This is a genomic window from Xenorhabdus yunnanensis (genome assembly GCF_028598805.1).
Lineage (GTDB): Bacteria > Pseudomonadota > Gammaproteobacteria > Enterobacterales > Enterobacteriaceae > Xenorhabdus > Xenorhabdus yunnanensis.
This window is the reverse complement of sequence record NZ_JAQRFI010000001.1, coordinates 1-12,592: the sequence shown is the minus strand read 5'-3', so window position 1 is coordinate 12,592 and position 12,592 is coordinate 1. Positions and strand designations below refer to the sequence as shown.

The window sequence follows — 12,592 nt, the reverse complement described above, 5'->3', positions numbered from 1 at the left end:
AGATGTATTTACCATAGATGCATTCACGGTGAAAATGGCTTGATTGAAACTATTAATTTACATTATATGTGAATGATAGATATTTTCACTGTATTTATTTAATTCAAATGGACTAAATATGGGAACAATAAAGAAAGTAGCAGTAGCGGCAGCCTTACTCTTTTCTCCTGTGATTCTACATGCTGAGGAGATCGGTTCGGTCAACACAGCGTTCAAAATTTTGGGTCCTGATAATAAAATAGTAATAGAAGCCTTTGATGACCCTGACGTTAAAAATGTCACCTGCTATTTGAGCAGAGCCAAAACCGGAGGAATCAAGGGAGGATTAGGATTGGCAGAAGATACATCTGATGCGGCTATATCCTGCCAACAAGTTGGTCCGATTGAGTTAGCCGATAAGATAAAGGAATCCCCCCAGCAAGGACAAGTCGTCTTCCAGAAACGGACTTCTTTGGTATTTAAAAAATTACAGGTTGTACGTTTCTATGATAAAAAGCGCAATTCGCTGATTTATTTAACCTATTCTGACAAAATAATCAATGGCTCTCCTAAAAATGCGATCAGTGCCGTACCAATTATGCCATGGAAAAAGTGAATAGCTCATTAAAGCAAACACCTCCCCCCAAAAAAAGCCCTGTATGTTTTATGACATCAGGGCTTTTTGACAAATAAGCTACATCACAATCAAACGATTATGTGCCTATAAAGCTATCTACCTATAAGGCTATCTACCTATAAAAAATAATACCTCTAAAGAAGTATCGAAAAGGTATCAATTAGTCTTCTAACACACCACAGAAACGGTAACCTTCACCGTGGATGGTCACAATGATTTCTGGGATATCTGGTGTCGACTCAAAGTGTTTACGAATACGACGAATAGTAACATCAACAGTACGATCGTGAGGCTTCAGTTCACGGCCAGTCATTTTTTTCAACAACTCTGCACGGGTCTGGATTTTTCCTGGATTCTCACAGAAATGAAGCATCGCACGGAATTCGCTACGCGGCAGTTTGTACTGATCTCCCATTGGGCTAACCAAAGAGCGGCTATTGATATCCAGCTCCCAACCACTGAACTTATAGCTTTCAACTTGACGGCGTTCTTCACCTGAATGATTCAGATTCATTGTCCGCGAAAGCAAATTCCGCGCACGGATGGTTAACTCACGCGGGTTAAATGGCTTGGTTATATAGTCATCAGCACCGATTTCGAGACCAAGGATTTTGTCCACTTCATTGTCACGGCCTGTTAAGAACATCAAAGCGACATTTGCCTGCTCGCGTAATTCACGGGCAAGTAGTAACCCGTTTTTACCTGGCAGATTGATATCCATAATCACTAAATTGATAGCGTTATCTGACAGAATGTTGTGCATTTCTGAACCGTCAGTAGCTTCATAAACGACATACCCTTCAGCTTCAAAAATGCTTTTAAGGGTATTGCGTGTGACAATTTCGTCTTCAACAATCAAAATGTGCGGGGTTTGCATGGTTGCTACCTAAAATCGCTAAAAAACAGAATCTGTGTGACACAAGCTGTTATTATGAAAAGAAAATATGCTGATTTTGTTCTGAGTCACAAAAAACCAGCTTATGCCCAAAATAAATATTTTGATATGTTTTACGCTAAAAGCCAGCGTCGCTTTGCCGGAGGGTACATACCTGAAAAAACCCGATTTAAACAAGGCACTATATTAATCTATTAACAGCAATATAACAGCTAGTAATGCATTTGCCTTCTAAAAAAACTAACTTTTGTTGATGCATATCAAAACCAATTGTAGCACGTTAACATTAATTGTAATTGTTAATTTTAGTTTAGGTTATTTGTTATTAACTTGAATGAAATATGTTAATTAACATCGAGATCTCGTGAATGCTTGAAGAGATTGGCTCGGCATTAAAATATCCAAACAGCACGTTTTTATCATAAAGATAAAATAATTACAAAATATGTTTTTTACAAAATTAAATGCTAGTAAAAAATCCAATTAGCCAGATAATAATTCGTCCATTTTGTTATATTTTGAATAATTACGATACAAAAAATGATGATTTTTTCTTCTTTCATCCTAAAAAATATTTGACATTGACCACAATTTAATTTACCCAATATAGGGTCAAACAAATCAAAAGACAGACAGGAAACTATGCACCATATCAGCCCAAAAAAAATGGCTCTTATAAATGCCACTATAACTACCACCACGATTACCACCGGAACCATGAGTTGCGGTGCGGGCTGACGCATACACATAAAATAACAATAAGCCCGTATCCCACAAGATACGGGCTTTTTTTTGGCAGAAAATCAGGAGAAGAATGTTAATGAGAGTATTGAAATTTGGGGGAACCTCAGTTGCAAATCACCGCCGTGTACTGAGTGTCGCAGATATCGCCGAGAATGAGTTATCCCTTGGGCAAATTGCCTTAGTACTCTCTGCACCGGCAAAGATCACCAACCATCTGGTGGCAATGATTGAAAAAACGATCGCAGGGCAAGACATTGTTTCCAATATGAGCGATGCCACCCAAATCTTTACTGATTTGCTGTCAGGGTTAAAAGAGCAACAAGCAGGGTTTGATTATGAGCGGCTGAAAGGGATAGTAGAGCGTGAACTAGCCAGCCTTAAGCAGATTCTGCACGGCATTTCCTTGTTAAAACAATGTCCAGATAGCATTAATGCCTCCCTGATCTGTCGTGGTGAAAAACTGTCGATTGCTATCATGGAAGCAGTATTACAGGCTCGTGGCCATAAAGTGACTGTCATTGATCCCGTCAAAAACCTTTTGGCGCATGGGTATTGTCTCGAATCCACCGTTGATATCCATGAATCTTCCAAACGAATTGCTGAACTTAACATTCCTGCTGACCACATCATCCTGATGGCTGGCTTCACTGCGGGTAATGAAAATGGCGAATTGGTCGTGCTGGGACGCAATGGCTCTGACTATTCAGCCGCAGTACTGGCGGCCTGTCTGCAAGCAGATTGTTGCGAAATCTGGACTGATGTAGACGGTGTTTACACGTGTGATCCAAGGGCGGTTAAAGATGCACGCTTGCTGAGAAGCCTGTCATACCAAGAAGCGATGGAATTATCGTATTTCGGTGCGACAGTTCTTCATCCCCGTACCATCGCCCCCATTGCCCAATTTCAAATTCCTTGCCTGATAAAAAACACTGCCAATCCCGATGTACCTGGTACTTTTATTGGCAATACTCCTATTGGCAATACTCCCGTTCGTGATGAACAAAAAGATCAGGACATGCCGATTAAGGGTATTACTAACCTGAATCATATGGCGATGATCAACGTTTCCGGACCCGGAATGAAAGGCATGGTCGGGATGGCAGCACGGATATTTTCCGTCATGTCACGCAAAGGTATTTCTGTTGTGTTGATTACACAGTCTTCATCGGAATACAGCATCAGTTTCTGTGTGCCACAAAAAGAGCTGCTGAAAGCGCAAAAGGCATTAACAGAAGAGTTTTATCTGGAATTAAAAGATGGCGTACTTGATCCCATCGACGTCATGAATAATCTTGCCATCATCTCAGTCGTTGGAGATGGCATGCGTACCCAGAGAGGAATTTCAGCCCGCTTTTTCTCCGCCTTGACACGCGCCAACATCAACATCATTGCTATTGCACAAGGCTCTTCCGAACGTTCCATTTCCGCTGTAATTGAAAATGATGCAGCAACTACGGCTGTCCGACTCTGTCACCAAATGCTGTTTAACACTGCTCAAGTTGTTGAGGTCTTTGTTGTCGGTGTAGGTGGTGTGGGCAGTGCTTTAATCGAGCAAATACGCCGTCAACAAACCTGGCTCAAGCAGAAACACATCGAACTACGCGTCTGTGGTATAGCCAATTCCCGCGCTTTGTTGACTGATATGCAAGGCATCTGTTTGGATAACTGGCAACAAGCGCTCTCAGAAGCAACTGAGCCTTTTAGCCTGAGTCGTCTGATCCGTCTTGAAAAGGAGTACCATCTCCTGAATCCGGTCATTGTGGACTGCACTTCTAATCAGTCGATTGCAGAACAATATGCCAGCTTCCTCAGCGACGGCTTTAACATTGTTACACCGAACAAAAAAGCCAATACTTTGTCGATGGCTTATTACCGCCAAATCCGTCAGGCGGCAGAAAAATCAAAACGCAAATTTCTGTATGACACCAACGTAGGGGCTGGATTGCCTGTTATCGAAAACTTACAGAATCTGCTTAATGCCGGTGATGAATTAGTCCAATTCAGTGGCATCCTATCTGGTTCTCTGTCCTACATTTTCGGCATGTTGGATGAAGGTATGACGCTTTCACAAGCAACCATGCTGGCAAAAGAGAAGGGCTTTACTGAACCTGATCCACGGGATGATCTCTCAGGCATGGATGTTGCCCGAAAACTGCTGATCTTGGCGCGAGAGGCGGGCTATGAACTGGAACTGGGAGATATCCATGTTGAACCAGTTTTACCAGCATCTTTCGATGCCAGTGGCGATGTTGGCAGTTTCCTGCAACATTTGCCGCAATTGGATCAGGAATTCAGCCAACGTGCTGAGGATGCCGCTGAACAAGGGAAAGTTTTGCGTTATGTTGGCCTGATTGAACATGGCCGTTGTACAGTGAAAATGGTCTCTGTTGATGGCAACGATCCACTTTATAAAGTCAAGAACGGCGAAAATGCGTTGGCTTTCTATACCCGTTATTATCAACCCATCCCGCTGGTATTGCGTGGTTATGGCGCAGGGAATGATGTAACGGCAGCAGGGGTTTTTGCTGATATATTACGCACTCTATCATGGAAATTGGGGGTTTAATGGTTGTCAGGGTTTATGCGCCTGCTTCTATCGGGAACGTTGGCGTCGGATTTGATGTGCTCGGCGCAGCGGTTTCTCCCGTTGATGGCTCGTTGCTTGGAGATTGTGTCTCCGTAAGTGAAGCTGAAAGTTTCAGTCTGAATAATAAAGGACGATTTGTCGGCAAGTTACCTACTGATCCCAAAGAAAATATTGTCTACCAATGCTGGCAGCTTTTTTGTCAACGGCTGGGGGAAAAATTGCCCGTTGCCTTGACATTAGAGAAAAATATGCCGATTGGTTCAGGATTAGGCTCTAGTGCCTGTTCTGTCGTTGCGGGTCTGGTGGCATTGAATGAGTATGCAGGCCGCCCATTTAACCAAAACCAGTTGCTGGACATGATGGGAGAATTAGAAGGACGCATTTCCGGTAGTGTTCATTATGATAATGTCGCTCCCTGCTATTTAGGAGGGCTACAATTAATTTTATCCCAGGAAGATACTACCTGCCTGTCGGTTCCCGCGTTTGATGATTGGTTGTGGGTAATGGCTTATCCCGGCATCAGAGTATCAACATCAGAAGCCCGTGCGATTCTGCCAAAACACTATGTCCGCAATGACATCATTGAGCATGGACGTCATTTTGCTGGTTTTATTCACGCTTGTCATACCCAACAACCAGAATTGGCTGCCAAATTAATGAAAGATGTTGTCGCGGAGCCTTATCGCACAAAACTCTTACCAGGATTTGCCAACGCACGTGATACGGTCAAAAAGTTAGGGGCGCTGGCGTGCAGTATTTCAGGTTCAGGCCCAACCCTCTTTGCCATTTGTAATGAAATGGCTGTAGCAGAAGAAGTCTCACAATGGCTGCAACAAAATTACGTACAGAATGATGAAGGCTTTGTACATATTTGCCGTCTGGATCTCGCAGGCGCACGACAGGTAAAGTAACCATGAAATTATATAACTTAAAAGACAGCAGTGAGCAGGTCAGTTTTTCACAAGCGGTAAAACAAGGGTTGGGTAAGCGACAAGGCCTCTTTTTTCCGCAGGATTTACCAGAATTCAGCCGTGATGAGATTGACGACTTATTGAAATTGGATTTTGTCAGCCGCAGCCAACGCATTCTCTCCGCCTTTATTGGCGATGAAATTTCCACAGAGCAATTAGCAGACCGAGTGCAGAACGCTTTTGCTTTCCCTGCTCCCGTAACCGCTGTCGAAGATGATATCGCTTCACTGGAGCTTTATCACGGCCCAACACTGGCTTTCAAAGACTTTGGCGGTCGTTTCATGGCTCAAATTCTTGCGCAGATCGCGGGAGAAAAGCCCGTTACTATTTTAACAGCAACATCCGGTGATACCGGTGCCGCAGTTGCCCATGCTTTCTATGGTTTGAATAACGTACAGGTTGTGATCCTCTATCCCGAAGGCAAAATCAGCCCATTGCAAGAAAAACTCTTTTGTACTCTGGGTGGCAATATCCATACAGTCGCTATCAAAGGAGATTTCGATGTTTGTCAGGCCTTGGTCAAACAGGCTTTTGATGACGAAGAATTGAAGCAAGCCTTGCATCTCAATTCAGCCAACTCAATTAATATCAGCCGCCTACTGGCACAAATCTGTTATTACTTTGAAGCGGTTGCGCAGATCTCTGTAGAAAAACGTGAGCAATTGGTCATTTCCGTCCCAAGTGGCAATTTCGGTAATTTGACCGCCGGGCTACTGGCAAAATCGCTGGGACTACCGATAAAACGTTTTGTTGCGGCAACTAATGTCAATGATACAGTTCCCCGTTATTTAGCAGAAGGTAGTTGGATGCCGCATCAGACTATCCCGACTCTGTCCAATGCAATGGATGTCAGTCAGCCCAATAACTGGCCGCGCATTGAAGAACTGTTCAAACGCAAAGGCTGGGCACTGAGTGAACTGGCTAACGGAGTTGTGGATGACGCGACTACTCAAAGCACCATGCGTGAACTAGCGGCAAAAGGCTATATTTCCGAACCGCATGCTGCCATCGCTTATCGTGTCTTGCGTGATCAATTGCAAGAAGGAGAATATGGCTTATTCTTGGGCACCGCTCATCCAGCCAAATTCAAGGAAAGTGTCGAAGCAACCCTGGGCCAGACATTGCCATTACCTGTAGAATTGGCAGATCGAGCCGATTTAGCTTTGCTATCACACTTTTTACCTGCTGATTTTTCAACGTTGCGTGAATTCCTGATGGAAAGAGCGCCGAAATAACATAGTATTTATCACTCCCCCTATGAATGGGTGGAGTGATTCCATACTGGACTCTATTTATATTGTAAATAAATTTATATTGTAAATAAGTTATGTTGAAAGATTAATGCTGCTCAGTGCGCTTAAATACCAGCTCATTTCCTTTGGAAAGAGACTCATCAAAGACATACCCTTCCAGATTGAATTCCACCAGCCGAGCTGGATCGGTCAGTTGATTCTGAATAATAAAACGGCTCATCAATCCACGGGCTTTTTTAGCATAGAAACTAATGACTTTGTATTTGCCATTTTTTTCATCAAGGAAAACAGGTTTGATAATCCGGGCGGTCAATTTTTTGGTATTTACCGATTTGAAATACTCATCTGATGCCAGATTAACCAAAATATCATCGTCTTGCTGTTCCAGTGCTGTATTCAAGTTTTCAGTAATACGATCGCCCCAAAACTTATACAGATCTTTACCACGCGGATTTTCCAGTTTAATTCCCATTTCCAAACGATAAGGCTGCATCAAATCGAGAGGGCGCAAAACCCCATACAAGCCAGATAAAATCCTCAAATGCGTTTGAGCAAAATCAAAATCTTCAGCTGAGAAAGTTTCTGCCTGCATACCAGTATAAACATCGCCCTTAAATGCCAAAATCGCCTGACGAGCATTTTCTAGTGTGAAATTTGGCTGCCATTCACCAAAACGAGCAGCATTCAATCCCGCCAATTTATCACTAATACTCATCAAACTGCCGATTTTCGCAGGTGTTAAAACCCGGCAAACATCAATCAGTTGTTGGGATTCCGCCAATAATAATGGTTGGCTAAATTTTTCTGTCGCAAGTGGACTTTCATAATCGAGTGTTTTTGCAGGTGAAATGGTAATAAGCATTATTTTTTCCTAATAATCCAAACTTTCCCTACTTTAGCAAAAAAAACAGAAAGGGGAGAATATCAGCGATAGGATTTTCCTTCCTTACAGCCGCGCTTGACCATGTTATTATCACGGGATGGCGAGGCAACGTTGCCAAAGATTTTACGTATAACGATGAGATATTAAACATGACCGATAAACTGACTTCCCTGCGTAAACTGACAACAGTAGTAGCAGATACCGGGGATATCGCGGCGATGAAACTGTATCAGCCGCAAGACGCAACCACCAATCCTTCCCTGATTTTGAATGCAGCACAAATTCCAGAATATCGCCAACTGATTGATGAAGCCGTTGAATGGGCACGTGGTCAAAGCGATTCCCGTGAACAGCAACTTATTGATGCCGGCGATAAATTGGCTGTCAACATTGGCCTGGAAATTCTGAAACTGATCCCCGGCCGTATTTCCACTGAAGTTGATGCTCGCCTGTCTTATGACACCGAAGCTAGCGTAGCGAAAGCAAAACGTCTGATCAAACTGTACAACGAAGCGGGCATAAGCAATGATCGCATTCTGATCAAACTGGCTTCCACATGGCAGGGCATCCGTGCTGCGGAACAGCTGGAAAAAGAAGGCATCAACTGTAACCTGACCCTGCTGTTCTCCTTCGCCCAAGCCCGTGCTTGTGCAGAAGCTGGTGTCTATCTGATCTCCCCATTTGTTGGCCGTATCCTTGATTGGTACAAAGCAAATGGCGACAAGAAAGAATTTGCACCACATGAAGATCCAGGTGTGACTTCCGTTTCTGAAATTTATCAATACTACAAAGAACACGGCTACAACACAGTTGTTATGGGTGCAAGTTTCCGTAACTCTGGTGAAATTCTGGAACTGGCTGGCTGTGACCGCCTGACTATCTCTCCAGCACTGCTGAAAGAGCTGTCTGAAGCAGAAGGCGAAGTTGAGTGCAAGCTGGGCTATGAAGGCGAAATCAAAGCGCGTCCAACCCCAATGACTGAAGCTGAGTTCTACTGGAACCATCATCAAGATGCAATGGCAACTGAAAAACTGGCGGAAGGCATCCGTAAGTTTGCAGTAGACCAAGGTAAACTTGAGAGCATGATCGCTGATCTGCTGTAATCTTAGGCGACCCGCTATTTTTTCTTATATAAAGGCGACATAATAAGTCGCCTTTTGTTTTTCATTTCACCATCAATAACATTTTCTCTATTTTTATCGTTAATTGAGGTTTGTATGAACGTATTGCGCATTGGCCTCGTGTCTGTTTCTGATCGGGCTTCCAACGGAATTTATCAGGACAAGGGGCTGCCTGCACTGAATACATGGATCGCAAAAGCAATTACTACGCCTTTTAGTGTAGAAACTCGCCTGATTCCTGATGAGCAAATCCTGATTGAGCAAACATTGTGTGAATTGGTCGATGAACTCGGATGCCATCTGGTTCTGACCACAGGAGGAACAGGGCCAGCACGCCGCGATGTCACACCGGATGCAACGCTGGCGATTGCTGATAGAGAAATGCCCGGATTTGGCGAACAGATGCGCCAAATCAGCCTTCAATTTGTGCCAACGGCAATCCTGTCCCGACAGGTAGGAGTGATCCGCAATCAAGCGCTGATTCTGAATCTTCCCGGACAACCTAAAGCCATCGCAGAAACACTGGAAGGACTGAAAGACGAAAATGGCAAGGTACTGGTAGCAGGAATTTTTTCCAGTGTTCCCTACTGCATCCAACTGCTGGACGGCCCTTATGTTGAAACGGATGAAAACATTGTGGCAGCATTCAGACCAAAAAGCGCACGTCGTTAACAACCCGCATTTTTCTCTTTGTCATCAATAATTTTTTGTTATCAATAATTGAATGACATAAATGAATATCATAAAGGTTCTGAACAAGCTCAGAACCTTATGGATAAGAGAGCTTATAGATAAAAGATAAAAGATAAAAGATAAAACTATTCACTCAATTCGCTCAAATTACAGCCATTGGTTTCAATCACCTGCTTATACCAATAAAAACTCTCCTTACGGCGTCGTTCTAACGTTCCTGTCCCTTGCTCATTTTGATCAACATAGATATAACCGTAGCGTTTGGTTATTTCACCTTTTGAAGCGCTGACCAAATCAATCGGCCCCCAACTGGTATATCCCATAACATCCACACCATCTTCAATTGCTTCTCTGACTTGGATAAGGTGATCTTTAAGGTATTGAATGCGGTAATCATCCCGAATACTGCCATCCGCTTCTGGTGTATCTTTCGCGCCCAAGCCATTTTCAACAATAAACAATGGCTTCTGATAACGATCCCAGAGCAAATTCAATATAGTACGTAAACCAAGAGAATCTATCTGCCAGCCCCATTCTGAACTTGGCAAATGAGGGTTGGTCACCATATGCAGGATATTGCCCTGTTGTTTCTGGTATTCCGCGTCATCTGTTGTCGTGCAGCCGCTCATGTAATAACTGAATGAAATAAAATCGACGGTATTCTTCAGATCATGTCTATCCTGTTCTGTAATGGTAAATTCAATACCATTCTCGCGAAAATAACGCAGCATATAGCTGGGATAATTTCCACGGCATTGAACATCACCAAAAAACAGCCACTTTTGATTTTGTTGAAGCGTTGCCAGTACATCTTCTGCTTTACAGGTTAATGGATACATCAAATCCCCAAGCAACATATTGCCAATCCGGGCATCAGGAATGATTTACCGGCACAATTTCACCACTCCTTATTCTGGTAGCGGGTAAATACCGTGCGTGCATAGTGTTCAAAAAATGCGATCAGCTTACGATTCCTCCACCCACCATATTTTTCGACTAACATCCACGGCATTTCATAATGAGATAATGTAATCAAGGGTTGAATACCATATTTAGCCATTTCGTCGAACAGCCTGTCATAGAATGCCAATCCCGCTTCATTGGGTTGCTTTTCATCCCCATGAGGAAAAATCCGGCTCCAGGCAATCGAGGTACGTAAGCATTTAAAGCCCATTTCTGCAAACAAGGCGATATCTTCGGGATAACGGTGATAAAAATCGATAGCAATATCTTTGATATAGAGAGTTTCATCCGAAGGATCACGCTCAACCACGGGGCCAGTAATCCCCTGTGACAAAACATCTGATGTAGAAAGACCTTTTCCATCCGTCAAATAAGCACCTTCAACTTGATTGGCGGCAATCGCGCCTCCCCATAGAAAATGCGTTGGAAACTGTTTCATTTAAATCTCCTTTCATGGACACTTAAGGCTTATGCGGGAACTCAGATTGATGCTTATTGATTTTGCCTTCCGGGGGGCTGATCAGTAATAGCAGGCAGCCCAAACATCCATGTCAAAATGGTAGCAATGCTAAACGCCAGCAACGTACCAATAATTGCTCCCCATACTGTATTATCGATCCCTGTTGGGGGGATCATTTGAGTAAAGGTAAAAATATTGGACAGACCTATTGAATAGATGGCACTTTGGTAATAACCGATGACAGCACCACCAATTGAGCCGGCAATACAGCCAAAGAAAAATGGTCGGCGGTAAGGTAGGGTGACACCATAAACCGCAGGTTCAGTGATACCAAACATACCCGCAGTAATAGCAGAACCAGACAGCATTTTTAATTTAGCATCGCGGGTTCGCAGGAAAACGCCAAATACTGCCCCTGTTTGCCCTATGACAGCAGGCAATAACAAAGGAGCTAACGTATCGTGCCCCAAAACTGTTAAGTTGTTGAATATGATTGGCACTAATCCCCAATGCAAACCGAAAATGACACAGACTTGCCAGATTGCTCCCATAATCGCGCCTGCCAAAACTGGAGCAAATCCATATATAGTTTGATAGCCATTAGCTAATAATTGGCTTAGCCATGTAGCCTCTGGTCCAACAACAATAAATACAAGCGGAACAACCAACATCAGGCAGATAAGAGGAGTTACGAAGGTTTTGATAGTAGCAGGCAGGAGTGCATCCAATTTTTTTTCTATTTTACAGCTTATCCAAGAAGCAAAAATAATTGGGATCACAGAAGAGCTATAATTCAAAAATGAGAGTGGAATTCCCATAAAATATTCAGTTGTACTGCCAGCAACAAGTGAAGCATCGAAAGCCGAGATAATCAGAGGATGTACCAATGCCCCGCCAATACCCATTGTAATAAATGGATTACCCCCGATTTTTTACCTGCGGTATACCCAAGTAATAAAAGGAAAAAATAAAACAGCGAGTCGCTGGCTGCATACAAAATACGATAAGTACCACTGTCAGGCGTTGTCCAATCAAATGCAATGTATAGATAGAAAAAACCTGACAACGCCAGTCCTCCATATGGTGGAGAGAGCCAATGTCAGGTTTTTCCTGTCTAATACTACAGCCGTAATTGCTCTGTAAGCCGATGATCTCCCCGGCGGCGGTAGTGACATTGTTGCGCCCGGTATTGATGCCGTCGTCGCCAGTCTGACCAATGTAAAATCTGTTCTATTGTCTTTCCCGCTTTTTCCATCAGCTTTGACAGCAGCTTACGGAGTTCCGCTACACTGAGTGGAACCCGGCCTACCGGTGTTTTTTTTCTCCTGTACCCGCAGAACCGCCAGGACTGCATGGGCCAGCAACGACAAGGTAATATGTCGGTGCCAGCTCTGCCATCGCCGCAC

General features: G+C 43.5%; 9 protein-coding genes, 3 pseudogenes and 1 other annotated feature. Of the genes and pseudogenes, 7 read left to right on the top strand and 5 right to left on the bottom strand.

The window, feature by feature from the left end; all coding sequences use genetic code 11:
• Positions 1-118: 118 nt before the first annotated feature.
• Positions 119-595 (top strand): protein CreA, encoded by a 477-nt coding sequence (creA, locus tag PSI23_RS00060; protein WP_273553137.1) that lies wholly within the window; start codon positions 119-121, stop codon positions 593-595.
• Positions 596-776: 181 nt separating this feature from the next.
• On the opposite strand, the gene arcA is transcribed toward creA, so the two are convergent.
• On the bottom strand, positions 777-1,493 hold the full coding sequence (arcA, locus tag PSI23_RS00055; protein ID WP_273553136.1) for a two-component system response regulator ArcA: 717 nt from the start codon (positions 1,491-1,493) through the stop codon (positions 777-779).
• Between the two features lie 36 nt (positions 1,494-1,529).
• Between arcA and PSI23_RS00050 the strand changes: the two genes are divergently transcribed.
• From PSI23_RS00050 to thrC, 4 genes are all read left to right on the top strand, one after another.
• On the top strand, positions 1,530-1,709 hold the full coding sequence (locus tag PSI23_RS00050; protein WP_092517163.1) for a hypothetical protein: 180 nt from the start codon (positions 1,530-1,532) through the stop codon (positions 1,707-1,709).
• Positions 1,710-2,186: 477 nt separating this feature from the next.
• Positions 2,187-2,306 (top strand) — a sequence feature (Thr leader region).
• A gap of 25 nt (positions 2,307-2,331) precedes the next feature.
• Positions 2,332-4,821 (top strand): bifunctional aspartate kinase/homoserine dehydrogenase I, encoded by a 2,490-nt coding sequence (thrA, locus tag PSI23_RS00045; RefSeq protein ID WP_273553135.1) that lies wholly within the window; start codon positions 2,332-2,334, stop codon positions 4,819-4,821.
• Entirely contained in the window at positions 4,821-5,753 is a 933-nt protein-coding gene (gene thrB, locus PSI23_RS00040) for a homoserine kinase (protein ID WP_507232771.1), read from the top strand. The genes thrA and thrB overlap by 1 nt, the downstream gene beginning before the upstream one ends.
• Positions 5,754-5,755: 2 nt before the next feature.
• On the top strand, positions 5,756-7,048 hold the full coding sequence (gene thrC, locus PSI23_RS00035; RefSeq protein WP_273553133.1) for a threonine synthase: 1,293 nt from the start codon (positions 5,756-5,758) through the stop codon (positions 7,046-7,048).
• A gap of 103 nt (positions 7,049-7,151) precedes the next feature.
• Here the strand turns inward: thrC and yaaA are convergent, their stop codons facing one another.
• On the bottom strand, positions 7,152-7,928 hold the full coding sequence (yaaA, locus tag PSI23_RS00030; RefSeq protein ID WP_273553132.1) for a peroxide stress protein YaaA: 777 nt from the start codon (positions 7,926-7,928) through the stop codon (positions 7,152-7,154).
• Between the two features lie 170 nt (positions 7,929-8,098).
• Here yaaA and tal point away from each other — a divergent pair, with 170 nt between their 5' ends.
• Positions 8,099-9,052 (top strand): transaldolase, encoded by a 954-nt coding sequence (gene tal / locus PSI23_RS00025; protein ID WP_273553131.1) that lies wholly within the window; start codon positions 8,099-8,101, stop codon positions 9,050-9,052.
• A gap of 114 nt (positions 9,053-9,166) precedes the next feature.
• Positions 9,167-9,742 (top strand): molybdopterin adenylyltransferase, encoded by a 576-nt coding sequence (mog, locus tag PSI23_RS00020; RefSeq protein ID WP_273553130.1) that lies wholly within the window; start codon positions 9,167-9,169, stop codon positions 9,740-9,742.
• Positions 9,743-9,888: 146 nt separating this feature from the next.
• Here the strand turns inward: mog and PSI23_RS00015 are convergent.
• The 3 pseudogenes from PSI23_RS00015 to PSI23_RS00005 all read right to left on the bottom strand — a co-directional run.
• Positions 9,889-11,165: pseudogene (locus tag PSI23_RS00015) on the bottom strand (glycoside hydrolase family 1 protein).
• Positions 11,166-11,242: 77 nt separating this feature from the next.
• Positions 11,243-12,252: pseudogene (locus tag PSI23_RS00010) on the bottom strand (PTS transporter subunit EIIC); the annotation flags it as partial.
• Positions 12,253-12,457: 205 nt separating this feature from the next.
• A pseudogene (locus PSI23_RS00005) lies at positions 12,458-12,592 on the bottom strand (IS701 family transposase); the annotation flags it as partial.

Bases quoted from the DNA above. Each gene is read 5' to 3' on its own strand.
- creA (WP_273553137.1), top strand. From the start codon at position 119: ATGGGAACAATAAAGAAAGTAGCAGTAGCGGCAGCCTTACTCTTTTCT.
- arcA (WP_273553136.1), bottom strand. From the start codon at position 1,493: ATGCAAACCCCGCACATTTTGATTGTTGAAGACGAAATTGTCACACGC.
- thrA (WP_273553135.1), top strand. From the start codon at position 2,332: ATGAGAGTATTGAAATTTGGGGGAACCTCAGTTGCAAATCACCGCCGT.
- thrB (WP_507232771.1), top strand. From the start codon at position 4,821: ATGGTTGTCAGGGTTTATGCGCCTGCTTCTATCGGGAACGTTGGCGTC.
- thrC (WP_273553133.1), top strand. From the start codon at position 5,756: ATGAAATTATATAACTTAAAAGACAGCAGTGAGCAGGTCAGTTTTTCA.
- yaaA (WP_273553132.1), bottom strand. From the start codon at position 7,928: ATGCTTATTACCATTTCACCTGCAAAAACACTCGATTATGAAAGTCCA.
- tal (WP_273553131.1), top strand. From the start codon at position 8,099: ATGACCGATAAACTGACTTCCCTGCGTAAACTGACAACAGTAGTAGCA.
- mog (WP_273553130.1), top strand. From the start codon at position 9,167: ATGAACGTATTGCGCATTGGCCTCGTGTCTGTTTCTGATCGGGCTTCC.